Source organism: Vibrio brasiliensis LMG 20546, from assembly GCF_000189255.1.
GTDB lineage: Bacteria > Pseudomonadota > Gammaproteobacteria > Enterobacterales > Vibrionaceae > Vibrio > Vibrio brasiliensis.
On sequence record NZ_AEVS01000008.1, the window covers coordinates 61611 to 80084 of the forward strand.

Here is an 18474-nt window from a genome sequence, read left to right on the forward strand (position 1 = left end):
TAGTGACTTAACATCTAATCATGGACAAAGGACAGATGGATCTAGCATCAAATTTTATTATGCTGGCGCGTTATAACCAGCGAATGAATCAGCAACTTCTGGAGGTGTGCAGCCAACTTACCTCTCAGCAACTGCATCAGGATACCAAGGCGTTTTTTCCCACTGTGATGGCTCATTGGAATCATATCCTGTTCGGCGACTTAATCATGCTGCAACGCCTTGTTGCTAACGGCTTAGTTAACGTTGACCAGGCAATATTGGCAAGACTACCAGAAGCCAGATCAGTGAGTGATACGTTTGCCTCTAGCCTAGAGGAGCTGAAGCCGATACGTACTCTGGTTGATTCAGTTTATCTGCAGTTAACGGAAAGTTTTACCGCAACGAGTTGCGATGAGGTTGTGAGATACACCACCACGGAAGGGCAGGCAATCGAGCGTAAAGTTGGCGAGTTCTGTCAGCATATTTTCAATCATCAAACTCATCATCGCGGACAATTAACCTGCCTGTTAAGTCAGTTTGGTCTCGATTTTGGCTGTACAGATCTCCCTGTCATCGTGCCTGAAGGTGCGGAAGAATAGGCTGGCTAATGACAGTAGAACTCAGAACCATCAACCAGGATAACTTTTACTCAATCTGTCTGCTTGAAGTGACCAATGAACAGGCGGCGTAAGTAGACAGCAATGCGATCTCTTTGGCGCAGGCTAACTTTATGCAGTTTGCTTGGTTCAGAGGTATTTACGTGGATGACAAGCCAGTCGGCTTTGTGTTGGTTAATGCGGATACATCGGCGGGAAAATTCTCATTGTGGCGCTTAATGATTGATAAAAACCACCAGTCAAAAGGATATGGTCGCACAGCATTGGCGCGACTTATTGAGTCCTTGCGCGACGAGTTTGCTATCGAACGTTTGTATACCAGTGTTGTTGATGGCTCTCATAGTGCTGAGGCGTTTTACATTGGGTTTGGTTTTACGCCAACTGGCCATCTGGTGGAAGGGCGTGAAGTTGAATTGTGTCTGTCGATAGAGTCGTAAACTTGCCCAGTTACCGCGATATGAAAAACATGAGCCAGGACGAAATTAACAAGGAGAAACTCCATGGAACTGATTTCACCAAGCGTTGACTTACAATCAGAGTTCTCAGCCTTTTATCAGGATTTGGCGGAAAAAGATCCGTCTAATGCGGATTATTATAGTCAGGGAATATCTGACTTTGCCCTTTATGTTCAACGGTTAAATCAAGAAGCTCAGGGAATCAATTTACGTGATGGCTATGTACCGTGCAGTCATTATTGGCTGGTGGATAATCAGCGTAATATTCTGGGTGTCATACGGATTCGACATAACATAAATAATGAGTTTCTTACTTTAGAAGCCGGGCATATCGGCTATGATATTGCCCCTTCTTTTCGTGGCTTAGGTTACGGCAAAAATATGCTTAAACTGGCGTTACTCAAAGCGAAAGCTCTTGGGATAACAAAAGCTTTGATCACTGCAGACGAAGATAACTTTGCGTCGCGTAAGGTGATTGAAGCGAATGGCGGGCAGTTTGAAAATATTGTCATGGGTAAGGTGTTTCCAAATCCACTGGCGCGGTATTGGGTCGACTGCGACTAGTTTTCTCTCGTTGATTACCTGCTGGTAATAGTTAGGTCTAGACTGTAACTAGCGAGGTGAAGCATGAGCAGACTAAAGAGTAATAACAATGACACCAGCACAGTGGAGCAGCCATGCATCCGTCATTGCTGTTTAGACGAAAATGATGTCTGTTTAGGCTGTTATCGAACTCTGGAAGAGATTCTCAATTGGTCCGCTTCAAGCAATGAAGAGAAGCGAGCTATTTTAGACTTGTGCCAAACTCGTAAGCAGAGTCGGAATCGATAGTATATCTGCGACGAGAATGGGGTCGTTTTTGATGTCATCTACACGATTAAAACTTCAAAACTCCTTAACTTAATTTGCTACACTCTCGCTTTATATTTCGGCACAGTAGGAACATGATTCGATGAGCCAGCAACAACCTAATAATCCGCTACATGGTTTAACCCTAGAAAAAATTCTTGTTCGCTTGCACGAGCATTATGGCTGGGAGGGGCTGGACGAGCGTATTCAGATTAATTGTTTCTACAACAACCCATCAATTAAGTCCTCGCTAAAGTTCTTACGCCGCACACAGTGGGCAAGGGACAAAGTTGAAGCCTTGTATATCGAGACCTTCTGCCAGTCAGATGATTGATATAGGTAGCTTCGCATAGGACAGATTAATAGCGCTTGCCGTTAAGTGAACACCGCCTCTACAGGGAGAGTATAAAGTGCAACCGAAAGAACTTGGTAAGGCATACGACCAAATTACCTATCGTTGGCATAACAGTGACTTTGATATGAATAACGGTATTGCCCAACACAACAAGGCGATCAGTTTTGTTAAATCGCGTGGCAAAGCATTGGATATTGGTTGCGGGTGCACATGTCGGTTTATTGAGTTACTTAAAACAGAGGGCTTTATTCCATCTGGGCTAGATGTATCAGCTGAAATGATAAGTATTGCGCGCAATAAGCATCCGGACGTTAATTTTATTCATGGTGATATCTGTGAGTACCAGATAACCGATAAATACGATTTTATTACCGCTTGGGATAGTATCTGGCATGTGCCGTTAAACGAGCAGCGCAACGTTCTTACTAAGATTATCGAGATGTTGAACCCAGGTGGTGTATTTATCTTTTCGTTTGGTGGTACAGACGAGCAGGGGGAACACACAAATAGTGTTATGGGGCCTGAAGTGTATTATTCGACATTAGGTACTCATGGCTTTTTACAGCTGTTTATAGAACTTGGTTGTGTTATCCGCCACCTAGAGTTTGATCAGTATCCAGAGCTCCACACCTATCTAATCGTCGAAAAAACTGGCTAATTGATCGTACGATCTTAACGCCTCTCCAGAATATGTTGAGGGAGTTGTCCCCCTCAGAGTGAACTTGACCGTTATTTTTCTAACCACAAGCGGCGAGTTAATTCAGTTGGCAGGATATAGACGTTATCATATGCCCGATTGCCACTGTTTGGTGGTTCGGTATAAAAATTTATACCACTAGAATTGTCCCGGAACCCTCCAGTATCGATGATGGCAATTTGTCTGTCTTTTCGATTTATCAAAATGCCCGTTTTCCTGAAAATCACTCAAGCTAAGAATGGCGGTAACCTGAGAAAAGCGTAAGCCTATTGGTGGCGTTGATTGTTCTGACAATAGGTAATACTGACCCGATGCGCCAATCGCATGGCCCCCTTTGCTGGATGATTTTTTACCAATTTCAAAAACTTCCCCTTCATTTGTCAATATGTGGCCAATATAGCTGTAACGTCCGGCAGTGGAGTGTAGCGTTGTTGATTTGACGCTATCGGCAATCTTTACGGGCAGCGTCAGATTGAGGAGATCAGATATCGGTGTCGATAGTCCTGCTCCGAGTCCGTGCTCTGCATAGTCAATCCCCCAAAGCTCGTTGGTTTTGGTTAGCATGCCGCTAAAAAACGAATAGCCGTTAAAAGCCATCTGGTGCCTCATATAGCGTTTCGCTTTGGCTATTGTTAATGGCATTTTTGACTAGTTCGTCCACATCACAACTGGTTAATGTTGCTACTATTAATAATATGCCCCCGAGGGGCACAACTTCTCTTGTCATCATGGCAATGCCTTTTCACGCTGTTGGTTGTTGGCATACTAGGAAGAGAAGGAGCGGTTCGTATGTAAGGTGTTCTCTCTGTGATATGTAAGAAAAATCAACAATTTGTTGATAGTCATAATCATAAACTTACGATGGACCGGAGGAGCTTAGTTAGAATCGGGGATGCATGCTGTAGGAATAATGTTGAGAACCAGGCAAGCTCTATGGAAGAAATCCAAACCACTTTTCACTTATTGACACTTTGACAGTGTATGGGGCGGTGAGCGAAATAGCGCAGTGGCAGAATATGACTGAGGGATATTTGTAGCAAATCTTGGTCACTTTCTACCACATACACACTCTTCATTGTTAAGTAAGCCTATAAGTAGGTGATATGAACGATATTGCCAACATGATGTTTTTTCGTCCCGTCGTCAGCCATTTCATAAATAGGTTCATGGTCCTGAGTTTCAAATGGAACGCAATTATCGTTAGCTGAGTGATTCATTTGCTCTTCAACAAAAGGAAGGCAAGGGCCTACGACGACGCTTCCAGTCATGGTTAAGACATGATCTTCCGCAAATGAACTAAAAGAGACCGATACGAGTAAAGCTAAATAATATGAGATACGCATAATGTTGTCCTTGCTGGTTGATTTCTCTCGATAATAAAATCCGTTTATTACACTTTTTTTTCAGTGTTAACTAACTGGTTGAATATTGGTGGAGTGTCATATCGAAATGAAATGACATGTAATCGATAAACTAGTATATAACAGTGAGAATAACTTTATAAAGTGATCAGTAATATTACTTTTTGCATGTAGGTTTTTTCTGAGCTTTAGTTGTAAGTAATTGTTTTAATGATTTTAAATGGTCGAATGGATAGGAGAGATGGAAATTTGAAGGGCAGATGAAAGTTTTATATTTAACAGGACTAGAGTAAAACTTTTTAAGTTAATTTAAAAAACTACTGAATGGAAGTGAAAGAATTTTTGGATTAATAGCAGCTTAATAGCAAGGTATTGCGATGTAGGCTAAGGGCAATAAAGCCCTTGCCGTTATTATTGGATTGCTAATTATTGAAGATAATCGAGACGCTGACAGGTACAGAGCCAGCAAGAGCTATGTCACCAACGGTAGCTGAAAGTTGTTGTAAATTTTGGCTTTTGACCATCGCTTACAACTAACGCAGATGGCACAAGCACTGGGTGCTGATGTGAAGCGTATAGTGACTCTTAAACAACATATTTTTGATGCTTATAAAGAGTTGGTCACTCAGCAAGGCGATCAGTTTTGTTAAATCGCGTGGCAAAGCATTGGATATTGGTTGCGGGTGCACATGTCGGTTTATTGAGTTACTTAAAACAGAGGGCTTTATTCCATCTGGGCTAGATGTATCAGCTGAAATGATAAGTATTGCGCGCAATAAACATCCGGACGTTAATTTTATTCATGGTGATATCTGTGAGCACCAGATAACCGATAAATACGATTTTATTACCGCTTGGGATAGTATCTGGCATGTGCCGTTAAACGAGCAGCGCAACGTTATTACTAAGATTGTCGAGATGTTGAACCCAGGAGGTGTATTTATCTTTTCGTTTGGTGGTACAGACGAGCAGGGGGAACACACAAATAGTGTTATGGGGCCTGAAGTGTATTATTCAACATTAGGTACTCATGGCTTTTTACAGCTGTTTATAGAACTTGGTTGTGTTATCCGCCACCTAGAGTTTGATCAGTATCCAGAGCTCCACACCTATCTAATCGTAGAGCAAAGCAGCGTGTAGAAAAGGGTTTGAGGCAAAAGCAGAGTTGGCTTTTGCCTACAGAGGCTATTTGTTGAGGACGAGTGAGAAGCTAACCGGGACAGTAGTGGAGATCGGAATGTTGCCTACGGTCGCTGCCAACTGGCTAAGGTTTTCGTTCGGAATATTAAACTCGGCAGCATTAATGACGATAGGCTGACTAGTTGAAACGGCAATAGTATCTCCCATTTTGACCAGATTAACTTTAGTACTCATATCCTTTGTTGTATCCATAACAGTAATCGAGAATGGAACAGCTAATTGGGCAATAAATTTATCGCTTTGCAAAACGTTAGCAGGCACCTTAGCGCTGACCGTTATAAGAGGATACATTTCCGCATTAAAGAATAATTTCCTAAGTCTTTCATCTCTAACCTGAATGCCACTATCTAGAGATGATATAGGAATTTCCGCAGTGAGAGTTCCTGTCTGGTCAATCGCTCCTTCAATACCAGTAATCACTGCTGGTTCGAGAACATACTGCTTCTTAATTGTTGCAAAACTAACGGTAGAAACTGTTTCGTCGATGATATAAGTCGGATTAGCATAAGCTTTAAATGTGAATGCTAATAAGCTGATGGCGTACAAGAGGTATTTCATATTAATTTCCTTTTATTGCGTGTGTATATATTCTTGGTTAACACATCATCGTCATGCAATAGTAGGAATGTCAGTATTAACTGAATTTCATTTAAGTATTTTTGGTGGGGAAGGGGTAATAACTCAGTTATTCGATGTTAGTTATTGTCGTTGAGGCCCCATTGAGTTAACAGTTCTCGATACTGAGGAGATTGTTTGAATTCAAGCAGAACGGTTCTGATCACTTCAAGTTTATCTGATGGGAAGTCGAGACTAGCTGCTAAGTAATAGTCACCGTCACCATCCAATTCTAGCTTCTTAACAATACGGGACGGTGACTCCTTGAGTTGTTGTTCGATGTAGAAAGCAACCGCATCAGGCATTGGCCAGAGATCGGCACGACCTTTCTTAAGTAGTTCATATTGCTTGAATCTGGCGTCAGGGCCGGAAAGCCTGATGAAGGTATCTATGTTGATGCCTTGTTCTTTTAACATCAATTCACGAGAGTCACCAATTTCCGTTGTTACTTTATATTTGGCAACGTCACTAATGGTATTGAGGACAATATCTTCACGTTGTTTTAAGGCGAAGATAGATTGTGTTGCGGGGACCAATTTCGCTACCCATTGAAAAAGTTTCTCTCTAGCCGGGCGTCTGGCAATGGAGATGATTAGCCCATTTGGATCTCTGCGAGCTTCTGCAATGGTTCTTACCCAAGGGTTGAATTGAATTTGATATTCAAACCCCGTTGTATCCATCACTTCAGTGATAATTTGCACTGAGACGCCAGCCATCTCGCCATTTTCAAGGTAGTTGTATGGAGGGAAGTGTTCAGTATAGATATTAATTACGTGGCCTTTTGAGCCGAAGCTAACCGCTATCAACAGCAATAGAAGTGTTCTGAGAAACAACCTGGACGTTGCTTTCCCATGATGGTTGTGAAATAGCGAAGCCATGATCAAGTCAGTATCATTTAGCGAGATTCACCCTAAATGTTAGCAGGTAATGCGTTGTGATGGCTTAATCCGAGCTAACAATAGTGTTGTGTCTCCATTCATATCAATTCCTTTGCTCTATTCGTCGAGCTAACGCATGTGGGGAGAATTTTGATTGAGTCACTTTAATACCATCAAACATCAATTTCTAAACGTTTCGCAATACTCAGGTTAAATTTGCAAGCAAGTACAGATATTAAACATATTGTGGTCAATAAGAATTGAGGTTGTTTGACCCGACAACTCAATTTAGCACTATGATTGTGACCGTAGAGCCAGACTTCTTGACTAATGCAGAGATGAAAAAAAGCCCGCGGACTAGACGGACTTTTACTTAAACAACTATTTGGATTTTAGTTTGGTCTAAGGTGTAACAACACCAAACCACATATCAAACTGGTCAAACACAGACATTAGCTTGTTAAACTCAACTTGATCAGAGACGTTAAAGTGACCTGCTTTGATTTCCTCCCCAAGTGTTGCTTGTTTAGTCATCATGTTTTCGAACGCTTGACGTGACATCGTAATCGTCAAATCTGCATCGCTAAACTGTTTGTCTGAATAGGACTTAAGTACTGAGTTGCTTAAATCCATCGCGTAGTGGCCATCGCCTCTGACATCGATATTGACTTTAATGTCTAATCCTTTTGCTGCCTCGGGCTTCACAGTTACGCCGAGATAATTCATGAACTGATCGAATGGCATGTTTTTCGCGATGGCAGCTGTGTTTGGTGTCGCGACAGGCTTAATACCCTGACGAAGCTCTTTTGCGCCGCCGAGGTAGTAGTTACGCCATGGACCAGACTCTGCCTGATAACCTAATTGCTCCATTGCATCCGCTTCCAGATAACGGGCATTCATATTCTCTGGGTTAGCGAAAGTCACGTTATTGAGTAGCGTCACTGCCCAGCGATACTCGCCGTTCTCAATTGCTGTCTGCGCCAATTCAATCACTTTATCTTCGCCGCCCATCGCCTGAACATATTTGGTGCCTTGCTCTGTTGGAGTGAGTGGGTTTAGGTTGGCAGGGTTGCCGTCCCACCACGCACCGAAGTAGAAGTCATAAGTCGCACGGGCATTGTGTGAAACCGTGCCGTAGTAACCGCGGTTATACCATTCTTTACCTAAAGAATCTGGCAGTTTGATCGAAGCGGAAATCTCGTTTGGTGTGTAACCCTTGTTGGCTAAACGCAGCGTTTGGTCATGGACAAACTTGTACATGTCGCGTGTTTTCTCCAGCTGGTTTTGGATCTTCTCTTTACCAAAGGTTGGCCAGTGGTGAGAGGCAATCATGGTGTCGGCTTTATCGCCGTACATATCCAGAGCCTCGTCAATGTACTGTGCCCAAGATGAAGCATCACGAGTTTTAGCACCACGTAAGGTCGAGATATTGTGGATTGTGTGAGTCATCACCTCTGCAGCCATCATTGTCTTGTATTGCGGGAAATAGAACATAAATTCTGAAGGCGCTTCTGACTCTTGAGCCATTACGACTTCCAACTTCACGCCATCAACTTCCATCTCCTGCCCGGTTATATTGGCGATATGGGTAGGTTTGACTATGCCAGGAGCCCCTGATGACGTTGTTTTACCTAAACCACCATCAACCTGACCTTTGCTACTTGCATCAAGCAGGTTGCCGTACATATAAGATGCGCGGCGTGACATAGTATTACCAGCCATTAAGTTCTCTGCGATAGAGTGATCAAAGAAGCCTTCTGGAGCGAGAATATCAACCTTACCTGCATCAATATCTTCCTGGCTGGTGACGCCCAATATGCCACCGAAATGGTCGACATGAGAGTGAGTGAAGATAACTCCGGTTACAGGTAAATCTTCAACTTTATCACGCAGCAGTTTAAGGCCGGCTGCTGCGGTTTCTGGAGAGATCAGAGGGTCAACGACAACCCAGCCTTGGTCGCCACGGATAAAGGACATCACCGACAGATCAAAACCGCGCACTTGATAGATACCATCTTTAACCTTAAACAGACCGTCAATGTTGTTCAATTTGGCCTGACGAAGTAATGAAGGGTTAATAGTATCCGTATTTTTGTCTTGCTCGATAAAGTCGTACTTGCTGAAATCCCAAATGACTTTGCCATTTTCGTCTTTGATTGTTTTCTCAGGCCAGGTCGCAATATAGCCGCGTGAGGCATCCTCGAAATCACTTTGATTAGCAAAGTCTAGGTACTGCTTGAGTTGTTCGTTTTTGGCAATAGTAAAACTTGATGCTTGTTTAGCGTCGCTGGTTGTAGGAGCTGCGAAGCTGAATGTTGGAGCAAGAGTGGCAACGATCGCTAAAGAAACAATGGATTTTTGAAAGTTCATAAGTCATCTCTCTCTGAAAGCGCGAACGGATATGCGTTCGCCGATGAGGAGATAATATGAAGTATGGATTTATCAATCGATAGACTAAAACTTAAATGTGGATTTAGTTTTGTTTAATCCACGTCGGCTAGCGATATCTTTCTGTGACGTTTAACAGCGACTCTTTCAGCCATTGATGCCCGGTATCTTGTTGTTGGGAGTGGTGCCAGGTCATGTAGACAGGCAGGGCCCCTAACTCAAAGGGCAATGGCAGAACTTGCAGTTGTTGATTTGGTGCCAGCAAGTCAGCATGCCATTGACTAGTGACGCACAGCCAATCCGTTTGTGCGGCCATCATTACAGCGTTACAAATCGAGTCGGTTTTATACACGATATGCCGAGCAGGCTGCGGTTTGCTAACCAGTGAATCAAGGATATCTTGATTGAGACGCTGCGTGCCCCAAAGTAGGTGACGTTCTGAAAAAAACTGCTGGTGGGTGATCGAGCCCTGAATGCGAGGGTGATTTTTGTTGCAGACAACAACTAATGGCAAATAAAGCAATAGCTCGTTGTGGTAACCATGCTCATCAAGAGGGGTGGTGGCAATGATCAGGTCCACCTTGCGCATACGCAAATCATCCTGACGATTACCTTCATCGACATGCTCGATATCTGCAGATAATTGGACGTTAGGTGCATGCCGATCACGATAATCAATCAGCGGCGGTACAAGCATCAAATCGAGATCTTTGTGGCTAGAGATTCGAAACGTTCTCTGGCTCGCTTGAGGGTTAAAGTGTTGTCTCGATTTAGCGCCATTGAGTAGCAAGTTTAATGGCTCTTGGATCTCTGCATGCAGTTCAATGGCAAAGTTAGTAGGAGCAATGCCACGACCTTTGCGGACAAATAGTGGGTCCTGATACTGTTCACGCAGCCTGTTGAGCGCATGGCTGACGGCCGGTGCGGTTATACCAAGGCTTTCGGCCGCGTCATTGACACTGCGAGTTTTCATCACAACATCGAATGTTTTGAGCAGGTTTAGATCCATAGTTTTCTGACTGTTTACCTTTAAACGAACTCCCATTTTTATCGGACTCGAAAGCAAGAGGCAACAGGTTTGCGCAATCTTGAGAGTTTTGATGCGGGGCGAGTTTAGTCTGATGTGACTCAAACCGATAAAGTGCGGTATGAAATGTGGTTAGGTTTTCGCCGCCAGCTAACCATTATTTTTCAAACATAGTTCAAAATTCTCATCAATGAATAATGTTAAATATATCAGAGATAATTATTTAAAATTCCAATCACTAAATTAATACATGCTTAATAAAAATTCCGCCAACCGTGGTTTTAATTCATACGGTAAAACCATTGCCAATAGTTTTAACAGTTATTTAATCACCAGTTGTAAATAAATAGTTGATTATTCAAACAGTAAGGTGCTTTTTTAATGTTAACAAAAACTGTTTAAAAATGGTTTCTGATTCACTCGAAGAGTTTTTCTAGCTTACATTTAGACCAAATTGAAGATATTTTGTTACAAATTAACGAATAAATCGTAAATATAATAATGAAAGCAGTTAGTGGTATTTTATTCCTATTAAGTAGTTCTACTTTCGCGAATAGCGCTATTGATGATCAGCGGCTTATTGAGTCGTTAATTAAGCAAGGGATTATCTGTGAAGACCAAACAGAGTTAGAGAAACAAGCTTCTCTACAGATATACCTTGAGAAAAAGTTCGCTAAACCATCTGAGAAACAAAAAGGCTCTCAAACCGATGAGCCTTCTGACTGTATTTCTGCAAAAAATAACGAATAGTGCGCATTCGCTACGTCATCACAAGCCTTGATGCGTCCAATTGCGGGCTAACAACGTCGTTATCGCCCAGAACTCTGGGCAGTTGGCAACTAAAAATAAATAAGGAAATACAATGAAAACCATGAGTAAATCGCTGCTGGCTTCGGCAGTGCTCACTCTGCTTACTACAGGTGTGTATGCGAAAACACCGATAGACTTAGGCGTCATCAACGAAGATAAAGTCATTGAGATGCTGGTCGCTCAAGGCAAGCTTGACTCAGATGCCTCGATTGATGAGCGTCAAGAGGCATTAGATCGTTATATCGCGGCCAAACTGAACCGTGGATTTAAAGGTGATGCCCAGTTTGGTAAAAAGGCACTGGAACAGCGTGCAAAAATACTCAAAACCATCGCTTCGGACAAAGGGCGTCATAAAGCTCATGTCTTCTCTTTCGATGCAAATAATAAGCGAACAGACAAAGTACTGGCTGTGCTAGTCGATTTCCCTGATTTACCTTGGAACGAGAATCGCCTGACCGAAGATCACACAGAAATGCTCTACGATAGCTACCAGCCAAGCCATTACCAAGAGCTGCTGTTCTCTGACTCTGGTTACGTTGGGCCAAATGGTGAAAATCTGATCTCGATGCGCCAGTACTACGAGAAAGAGTCTGGCAATAGCTATAGTGTCGCGGGACAGGCAGCTGGCTGGTACCGCGCTGCAAATAATGCCGCATTCTACGGTGGAAACTCACCAACCACAGATAACGATATCAATGCTCAAGAGTTGGTTCGTGAGGCTCTCAATCAACTGTCTCAAGATCCATCAATCAACTTAGCTGACTACGATATTGAAGATCGCTACGACTACGATGGAGACGGTAATTTCCGTGAACCAGATGGTGTGATTGACCATTTGATGGTGTTCCATGCTTCGGTGGGTGAAGAAGCGGGTGGTGGTGTACTAGGAGCAGATGCTATCTGGTCACATCGTTACAATCTTGGCCAATATCATGTTCTAGATGGTACCAGCAGTACCGTTCCAGGTCGCTTCAATGGTCAATACGCAGCCTTTGATTACACTATTCAGCCAATTGATGCGGCGGCCGGTGTCTGTGCACACGAATATGGTCATGACCTTGGTCTTCCTGATGAGTACGATACTCAGTACACAGGTAAAGGTGAACCAGTCTCTTACTGGTCGATCATGTCTTCTGGTAGCTGGGCAGGCAAAATTGGTGGTACTCAACCAACCGCATTCAGCTCATGGGCGAAACAGTTCCTACAAGCTTCGATTGGTGGGCGTTGGGTAGACAATAATGTTGTTACTCTAGATGACCTGAACGAAAAGCCACTTGAGTTTACGCTATACCAAACAACGGATAACGATAAACCTAACATGGTTCGAGTGGATCTCCCGGTCAAACGTACTGAGGGATTAGCACCGTTTGCGGGTAAATTTAACTTCCATAGTGGTAAAGGTGACGATCTCAATAACCGTATGGAACGTACCATCGATGTTCCTGCTGGCTCAGATATAAAACTGACCTTTAAAGCCTGGTATCAAATCGAAAAAGATTATGACTTTGCACGTGTGCTCGTTAACGGTCAGCCGATAGCGGGTAATATCACCACCATGGATGACCCATACAAAACTGGGCTGGTTCCTGCTATTGCCGGCGAATCTGATGGTTGGATTGACGCCGAGTTTGATCTTTCTGCCTTTGCAGGTCAACAGATCACTCTAGGCTTCGACTATGTCACCGATGGTGGCCTGGCAATGGAAGGTCTGCATCTGGATAACATTCTATTGAATGTCGATGGTGTTGAAACCAGTGTAGATGACGCTGAATCAGATTCGAGTTTTGCCCTCAATGGCTACCGTGTTAACGACGGCTTTAACGAGGCTCCGCACTACTACTTGCTGCAATGGCGTAGCCACAATGACGTCGATGAAGGTCTGAACAACATCAAACGCTTTGGTCAGATGATGTCGTTCGAGCCAGGGTTAATTGTCTGGTATGTCGATGAGTCAATGACCGATAACTGGGTAGGCAAACATCCGGGTGAGGGTTGGCTAGGCGTTGTCGACGCTGACCAGAACGCAATGGTATGGGCAACCTCAGGTACTGCTGCGCAAACCCGCTACCAGGTTCGTGATGCGGCATTCTCGCTAGCAGATCAGGCAAGCATGCGTCTGGTGAATGCTGACGGCGATGTGCTGGAAGATGTCAGTTTGATCGGTAACAGCTACTTCTCTGATGATCAGGACTACTCAAATCCGGGCTCTCCAGACTCAGGTCGTCTGCTGACAGAATTTGGTCTTTCAGTTGAAGTTATCGAACAGTCACCGACCAACGAGTACGGTGTGATTAAGATTGCTAAAGTTGAAGCTGTAAACATCAACCCTGTGGCTAGCTTTGAATTAAGCGTTGAAGGTTTACAGGTTGTTGCGAGTAACAACAGTCATGATCAGGACGGCAGTATTACGGCATACCTGTGGGATTTTGGTAACGGTGAATCCAGCACGGATCCTGAGCCGAAATGGAGCTATGCTGAATCGGGTGATTTTGTAGTGACACTCACTGTCACTGACGATCGCGGTGCGACGCACAGTTCTTCTCAAAATGTTTCTGTGGTTGCACCAAATGAAAAACCAGTTGCCAAGGCTCACTACATTCACCTTGGTCGTTGGGTGACAATGTGGTCTACCAGCCATGATCCTGATGGTCGAATTGTTGATACTGAATGGGTATTACCGAATGGAAAAATCAAGCGAGGTCGTATCTTCACCAAGATATTCCCAAGCTATGGTACTCATGAAGTGCAATTGACTGTGATGGATGATGATGGTGCAAAAACCACTAAAACCATTGTTGTAGATCTATAACTTTCCACTCTCTTCTCTATTCCCATGCTTCCATGTGAAGTTTTGCGCGGCCACTGAGCCGCGCTTTTTTTGTAGCGCCGAAAATCTCTGATTTTTCATCGTTTGCGGGGGTCATAAAACTTCTTGGTGTACTTGCTCATCTAGTATAGTGGTAAACGCTTAAGTTTTTGAAATGAATGGCTTTTCATTTAGGTGCGGTTATTGACTTAGGAGGGGGTGTTTTTGAACTCAAACCATTCCAGTTTACGGTGTCGCTAAACAAAGCCGTATCACAAATGTATAGCGCACTCACTTGTGGTGAGAAGATGAAGATCGTGGAAATGAACTAGTTTATGGAGTAATAGCTTGTCTCGTGGTAAGACTCACTTAATGTTGTGATATTAGAGGGCTGTTCTAGCCCTCTATTATATCTATAGAAACCAAGCCTATATGTCACCAATATTTATTTATTGGATCGGCGAGAAAAAGATAAATATTTCCATCGCCACGGTTGCTTGTATTCAAAGGTTTATTGTTGTAGGTAAAACAGCGAATACACAGATTGCTTGATTTACAGATAACGATTTCTCAAATGATCTTGGAAGTATTTCGCATTGAGCGTATCACCTGTCGCTTGTTTGACTAACTCGTCTGTGGTCAACAAGCTTCCCTTGCTCCAAATGTTATCTGATAGCCAGCTAAAAATAGGTGACAAGTCACCAGAGCGGATCGCGGTATCGACATCTACGCTGCTTTGCATTGAAGCCATAAATTGAGCGGCGTACATTGCACCAAGCGTATATGAAGGGAAGTAGCCGAAAGCTCCGTCTGTCCAGTGGATGTCCTGCATACAACCATTCTTGTAGTTGTTCTCTGTTGAGAGACCAAGATATTGCTGCATCTTCTGATTCCACAGCTCTGGTACATCGGTGTGTTTGATCTGGCCGTTAATCAGGTCACGCTCAATTTCGTAACGCAGAATAACGTGAGCAGGGTAGGTCAGTTCGTCCGCATCCACACGGATAAAGTCCTTCTTCACTCGGGTGTAGAGTTTATGGAAGTTATCTTGAGTGAACAGTGCTGCGTCATGACCAGTGAAGTGTTTGCCTGCCAGCTTTGCCAGATGGGCAATGAATGGTTCGCTGCGTCCGACCTGCATTTCAAAGAACAGTGACTGAGACTCATGAATACCCATTGAGCGAGCTTCGCCTGAAGGTAAACCTGCTAGATCTTTTGGCAAACCTTGTTCGTAACGCGCGTGGCCAGTTTCGTGAACGATACCCATCAATGATTGGACAAACTCACTCTGCTCGTAGCGAGTGGTGATTCGTACGTCGCTTGGCACGCCACCACAGAATGGGTGAACGCTTTCATCCAGACGACCGTGTTCAAAATCAAACTGAAGTAGCTTCATCACTTCGAGACCCAAAGCTTTCTGCTGATTGGTATCGAAGTTGCCCTGTGGCTGAATGAAATGCTCAGACGACTGTTTATCAATCACTTGATTGATTAAATCTGGTAGCCAGGTTTTTACATCGCTGAATAGTACGTCAAGAGACGCTGAGCTTGTGCCCGGCTCGTAAATATCGAGCATTGCATCGTAAGGAGAGAGGCCATTAGCTTCAGCACGGATCTGAGCTTCCTCTTGAGACAGCTTGACGACTTCTGCCCAGTTTTTCTCAAAACCCTGCCAGTCATTCTCACCACGCTGGCTGCGCCATGCATGTTCACATTTAGAACCCGCCAGTGATTTGGCTTGAACCAGAGATTCAGGCAGCACATTCGCTTGTGACCACTGACGCTTTAATTCACGTAAAGTCGCCAATTGTTGAGTGTCTAATGATTCGTTTTCTGCTTCGGCAAACCAGTCAGCAAGTTGTGGCTGAGTGTGCAGTCCGTGAATGTGTACAGATAGTTCTGCCATCGCTTCAGAACGAGCTTGGTTACCGCCACTTGGCATCATTGATGCCTGGTCCCAGCCACAGATAGCGGCAAGGTGGTTAAAGTGAGAAATCTTTTTAGAATGTTGGATTAACTGATTGAATGCACTCATTGAAATGCCTTCCCTGACGTTGAAATAAGGCCAGCATTTTAGCAATCATTAACAGCGATACCAAGGGATTATCAACTTGTTAACTAAAGTGAGATAACTATTTACTGGCAATATAAATCAGAACTAGGTAGTTTGTTCTGTAGACAAATAAGGAGGGAACCTGTGCCAATTGAAAACTTTGAAGCATTCATTATTGCTATTACGATTTTAACTCTCACGCCAGGTCTGGATACCGCACTGGTTATTCGTAATACCTCACGTGGTGGTATTGTCGATGGTTCGGTCACCAGTGTTGGGATTTGTAGCGGTCTGTTTGTTCATGCGCTGTTTTCAGCGGTTGGCATCTCGGCACTGTTGGCACAATCAGCCGAGCTGTTTAGTTTTATTAAAATGCTCGGTGCGGCGTACCTTATTTGGCTGGGTTTAAGCAGCTTGAAAATGGTGCTGAGTAAGCAACAGGGTCTGGACATTAAAGAGGGTAGCGACCACTCCTTAAGTGTTAAACGCTCACTGCGAGAAGGTTTTTTGTCTAATGTTCTGAACCCTAAAACCGCCGTGTTCTATCTTGCTTTTCTGCCTCAGTTTATTGACCCTCAAGGCTCACCGCTACTGCAATCACTCTTTATGGCGGGAATCCACTTTGTTATCGCGATGTGTTGGCAGTGTGGTTTGGCAGGCGCGTTAACCAGTGCAAAATCCTTGCTTAAAAGCCCACGCTTTATGACATGGATGGAAGGCACGACTGGCGCCGTGCTGGTTCTGTTGGGAGCTAAGCTGATTGTTGAGGACAGTACTCTATAACAAGCTAATTGCTGGTGTACTTGTCGTTGATGTCTATCGCTACGTCGATATTGTCTAATAAAGTATCGACGACTTGAGCATCTAAATGGCTACCGCGACTACGCTTAAGCTCGTTAATAACATCCTCGATTGGCCACGCTGGCTTGTAACAACGCTCATGAGTCAGCGCATCAAACACGTCTGCTACTGCGATGATCCGCGCTTCTATACTGATTTCTTCACCTTTTAGTCCCAACGGGTAACCGCTACCATCTACTTTCTCATGGTGCTGGTGGGCGATAGTGGCTGCAGTCTGTAGAATCTTTCTTTTCGAACCTGCAAGAATGTTATGACCAATTGCTGAGTGGTTCTTCATTATTTCCCACTCATCGGCCGTGAGCTTGCCTGGTTTGAGCAGGACAGAGTCGGGGATGGCAATTTTACCTATGTCATGCATTGGCGCCGCTTGGCGTAATAGGTTGGCTCGCTCTTCTGAATAACCGAGCAGCAAACAGAGTTCGTAGCTTAGTTCAGCCATTCTACGTACATGATTGCCCGCTTCTTGAGAACGAGACTCGACCACATCCCCGAGTCGATAGATGAGTTCACCTTGCGTATCAATGATCTCTTGGCTGAGCGACAGGTTTTCAAATGCTAGGCTGACACTATAGGAGAACAGAGTCAGTAACTGACTCTCCAACTCGGTAATTTTGCGAGCGCCCTTAAGGTAAAGTAGACTAACGGCACCAGCACTGGTAGAAAAGTAGCCGACGAATATATCGCCATCAATAATACTCTCTTTCTTCTCAATCGCGCTGTTAAGGTACTGTTTTACGGTAGGGTCGAGCTCATCCTGTTTATCGCCAATTTGAGCCAGTATTTTGTACTGGTTGTTTGATTGGCATAAGGTGGTTAAACCTCGCACCGATACCAGCATACTCTGATCGTTCATACGCAGTAATGACAAAACTTGCTGCAGTATTCCACTGGAAAAGGTTTGTAGCGTATGCTGACGGAAGATCACTGAGGTTGATTGAATGACACGTTCAAGCCCCATTCGATAGTTTGTCTCTAGTTGCTTGGCATTTTCAATTTTTACAATGTCGCGGTAGGAACGAATGGCGGTTAATACGGTAGTGAACAGCTTCTGGCTGGTGAGTTCAGTTTTTTCTTTGTAATCATTGATGTCGTAATCAGCGACAACGGATTGTTCCGGTGCCTGACCTGGCTGACCAGTTCGTAATACGATACGTGTTTTGTGATTGCCTAAATCTTGTCGCGTCCAGCGCGCGACTTCCAGACCAGCGTCATCTGTTTCCATCACCACATCGAGAAAGATCAAAGCAATATCATCGAACGTTGACAGCTTTTCCTTAGCTTCTGCGCCGGAATAGGCATGAATAAATTCTAATGGTCTGTCATCAAGTTTAAATCGCTTAAGTACAAGTACTGTCACCTGATGAATATCGGCGTCATCGTCAACAATCAATACTTTCCAAGGAGGTAGGCTGGGCTCGTCCATCTCCCTAAGTAGTTCTAGTGGCATGTCTGCTCCCTTACTCGTTCAAAAGTACCATGCGCTTATAATTTTTATTTCTCTCTATTGGGTATAGGCAACAATA

Annotated in this window: 18 protein-coding genes and 1 pseudogene; 11 read left to right on the plus strand and 8 right to left on the minus strand. The window is 43.9% G+C overall.

The features are described from left to right. Positions 1-35 precede the first annotated feature (35 nt). The 6 genes from RH46_RS01295 to RH46_RS01315 all read left to right on the plus strand — a co-directional run bounded on the left by RH46_RS01295 (position 36) and on the right by RH46_RS01315 (position 2913). The gene (locus tag RH46_RS01295) at positions 36-578 is read left to right on the plus strand and encodes a DinB family protein (RefSeq protein WP_006877582.1); all 543 of its coding nucleotides are present in this window, start codon (positions 36-38) and stop codon (positions 576-578) included. A 131-nt stretch (positions 579-709) separates the two neighbouring features. Then, the gene (locus RH46_RS01300) at positions 710-1033 is read left to right on the plus strand and encodes a GNAT family N-acetyltransferase (RefSeq protein ID WP_006877583.1); all 324 of its coding nucleotides are present in this window, start codon (positions 710-712) and stop codon (positions 1031-1033) included. A 63-nt stretch (positions 1034-1096) separates the two neighbouring features. Continuing rightward, entirely contained in the window at positions 1097-1615 is a 519-nt protein-coding gene (locus tag RH46_RS01305) for a GNAT family N-acetyltransferase (RefSeq protein ID WP_006877584.1), read from the plus strand. Between the two features lie 63 nt (positions 1616-1678). Beyond that, positions 1679-1882, plus strand: coding sequence for a DUF1289 domain-containing protein (locus RH46_RS21685; RefSeq protein WP_006877585.1), 204 nt, complete (start codon positions 1679-1681; stop codon positions 1880-1882). Between the two features lie 121 nt (positions 1883-2003). Continuing rightward, positions 2004-2234 carry a VF530 family protein gene (locus RH46_RS01310; protein ID WP_006877586.1) on the plus strand — a complete coding sequence of 77 codons (231 nt, stop codon included), beginning with the start codon at positions 2004-2006 and terminating at the stop codon, positions 2232-2234. Positions 2235-2310: 76 nt separating this feature from the next. Continuing rightward, positions 2311-2913 (plus strand): class I SAM-dependent methyltransferase, encoded by a 603-nt coding sequence (locus RH46_RS01315; protein ID WP_006877587.1) that lies wholly within the window; start codon positions 2311-2313, stop codon positions 2911-2913. A gap of 177 nt (positions 2914-3090) precedes the next feature. Here RH46_RS01315 and RH46_RS01320 read toward each other — a convergent pair whose 3' ends face one another. Next, positions 3091-3549: a hypothetical protein gene (locus RH46_RS01320; protein WP_040894793.1), complete on the minus strand. Its 459-nt coding sequence runs from the start codon at positions 3547-3549 to the stop codon at positions 3091-3093. Between the two features lie 491 nt (positions 3550-4040). Further along, positions 4041-4295: a hypothetical protein gene (locus RH46_RS01325; protein ID WP_006877589.1), complete on the minus strand. Its 255-nt coding sequence runs from the start codon at positions 4293-4295 to the stop codon at positions 4041-4043. Between the two features lie 560 nt (positions 4296-4855). On the opposite strand from RH46_RS01325, the gene RH46_RS22120 reads away from it, so the two are divergent. Then, the gene (locus tag RH46_RS22120) at positions 4856-4963 is read left to right on the plus strand and encodes a hypothetical protein (RefSeq protein WP_206536072.1); all 108 of its coding nucleotides are present in this window, start codon (positions 4856-4858) and stop codon (positions 4961-4963) included. Next, positions 4944-5453 (plus strand): annotated as a pseudogene (locus RH46_RS01330) (class I SAM-dependent methyltransferase); the annotation flags it as partial. The gene RH46_RS22120 and the pseudogene RH46_RS01330, both read left to right, overlap by 20 nt. 45 nt (positions 5454-5498) lie before the next feature. Here RH46_RS01330 and RH46_RS01335 read toward each other — a convergent pair. The 4 genes from RH46_RS01335 to RH46_RS01350 form a co-directional block, all read right to left on the minus strand. Then, positions 5499-6071 (minus strand): YceI family protein, encoded by a 573-nt coding sequence (locus RH46_RS01335; protein ID WP_006877592.1) that lies wholly within the window; start codon positions 6069-6071, stop codon positions 5499-5501. Positions 6072-6208: 137 nt separating this feature from the next. Then, complete coding sequence (locus RH46_RS01340) at positions 6209-7006, minus strand: substrate-binding periplasmic protein (RefSeq protein WP_083810761.1); 798 nt, start codon at positions 7004-7006, stop codon at positions 6209-6211. A 402-nt stretch (positions 7007-7408) separates the two neighbouring features. After that, a complete protein-coding gene (locus tag RH46_RS01345) occupies positions 7409-9376 on the minus strand; it encodes an alkyl/aryl-sulfatase (protein ID WP_006877594.1) in 1968 nt (655 codons plus the stop codon). Positions 9377-9503: 127 nt separating this feature from the next. Further along, complete coding sequence (locus RH46_RS01350; RefSeq protein WP_006877595.1) at positions 9504-10403, minus strand: LysR family transcriptional regulator; 900 nt, start codon at positions 10401-10403, stop codon at positions 9504-9506. Between the two features lie 519 nt (positions 10404-10922). On the opposite strand from RH46_RS01350, the gene RH46_RS01355 reads away from it, so the two are divergent. Further along, the gene (locus RH46_RS01355; protein ID WP_006877596.1) at positions 10923-11171 is read left to right on the plus strand and encodes a hypothetical protein; all 249 of its coding nucleotides are present in this window, start codon (positions 10923-10925) and stop codon (positions 11169-11171) included. Positions 11172-11283: 112 nt separating this feature from the next. Further along, on the plus strand, positions 11284-14040 hold the full coding sequence (locus RH46_RS01360; protein WP_006877597.1) for an immune inhibitor A domain-containing protein: 2757 nt from the start codon (positions 11284-11286) through the stop codon (positions 14038-14040). A gap of 550 nt (positions 14041-14590) precedes the next feature. Here the strand turns inward: RH46_RS01360 and RH46_RS01365 are convergent. Then, positions 14591-16072 (minus strand): carboxypeptidase M32, encoded by a 1482-nt coding sequence (locus RH46_RS01365; protein WP_006877600.1) that lies wholly within the window; start codon positions 16070-16072, stop codon positions 14591-14593. 162 nt (positions 16073-16234) lie between these two features. Between RH46_RS01365 and RH46_RS01370 the strand changes: the two genes are divergently transcribed. Then, positions 16235-16873: a LysE family translocator gene (locus tag RH46_RS01370; RefSeq protein WP_006877601.1), complete on the plus strand. Its 639-nt coding sequence runs from the start codon at positions 16235-16237 to the stop codon at positions 16871-16873. A gap of 4 nt (positions 16874-16877) precedes the next feature. Here the strand turns inward: RH46_RS01370 and RH46_RS01375 are convergent, their stop codons facing one another. Beyond that, a complete protein-coding gene (locus RH46_RS01375) occupies positions 16878-18398 on the minus strand; it encodes a response regulator (RefSeq protein ID WP_006877602.1) in 1521 nt (506 codons plus the stop codon). Positions 18399-18474 lie beyond the last annotated feature (76 nt).

Bases quoted from the DNA above. Each gene is read 5' to 3' on its own strand.
- RH46_RS01295 (WP_006877582.1), top strand. From the start codon at position 36: ATGGATCTAGCATCAAATTTTATTATGCTGGCGCGTTATAACCAGCGA.
- RH46_RS01320 (WP_040894793.1), bottom strand. From the start codon at position 3,549: ATGGCTTTTAACGGCTATTCGTTTTTTAGCGGCATGCTAACCAAAACC.
- RH46_RS01310 (WP_006877586.1), top strand. From the start codon at position 2,004: ATGAGCCAGCAACAACCTAATAATCCGCTACATGGTTTAACCCTAGAA.
- RH46_RS01360 (WP_006877597.1), top strand. From the start codon at position 11,284: ATGAAAACCATGAGTAAATCGCTGCTGGCTTCGGCAGTGCTCACTCTG.
- RH46_RS01300 (WP_006877583.1), top strand. From the start codon at position 710: ATGCAGTTTGCTTGGTTCAGAGGTATTTACGTGGATGACAAGCCAGTC.
- RH46_RS01345 (WP_006877594.1), bottom strand. From the start codon at position 9,376: ATGAACTTTCAAAAATCCATTGTTTCTTTAGCGATCGTTGCCACTCTT.
- RH46_RS01305 (WP_006877584.1), top strand. From the start codon at position 1,097: ATGGAACTGATTTCACCAAGCGTTGACTTACAATCAGAGTTCTCAGCC.
- RH46_RS01375 (WP_006877602.1), bottom strand. From the start codon at position 18,398: ATGCCACTAGAACTACTTAGGGAGATGGACGAGCCCAGCCTACCTCCT.
- RH46_RS01355 (WP_006877596.1), top strand. From the start codon at position 10,923: ATGAAAGCAGTTAGTGGTATTTTATTCCTATTAAGTAGTTCTACTTTC.
- RH46_RS21685 (WP_006877585.1), top strand. From the start codon at position 1,679: ATGAGCAGACTAAAGAGTAATAACAATGACACCAGCACAGTGGAGCAG.
- RH46_RS01325 (WP_006877589.1), bottom strand. From the start codon at position 4,295: ATGCGTATCTCATATTATTTAGCTTTACTCGTATCGGTCTCTTTTAGT.
- RH46_RS01335 (WP_006877592.1), bottom strand. From the start codon at position 6,071: ATGAAATACCTCTTGTACGCCATCAGCTTATTAGCATTCACATTTAAA.
- RH46_RS01340 (WP_083810761.1), bottom strand. From the start codon at position 7,006: ATGGCTTCGCTATTTCACAACCATCATGGGAAAGCAACGTCCAGGTTG.
- RH46_RS01365 (WP_006877600.1), bottom strand. From the start codon at position 16,072: ATGAGTGCATTCAATCAGTTAATCCAACATTCTAAAAAGATTTCTCAC.
- RH46_RS22120 (WP_206536072.1), top strand. From the start codon at position 4,856: ATGGCACAAGCACTGGGTGCTGATGTGAAGCGTATAGTGACTCTTAAA.
- RH46_RS01350 (WP_006877595.1), bottom strand. From the start codon at position 10,403: ATGGATCTAAACCTGCTCAAAACATTCGATGTTGTGATGAAAACTCGC.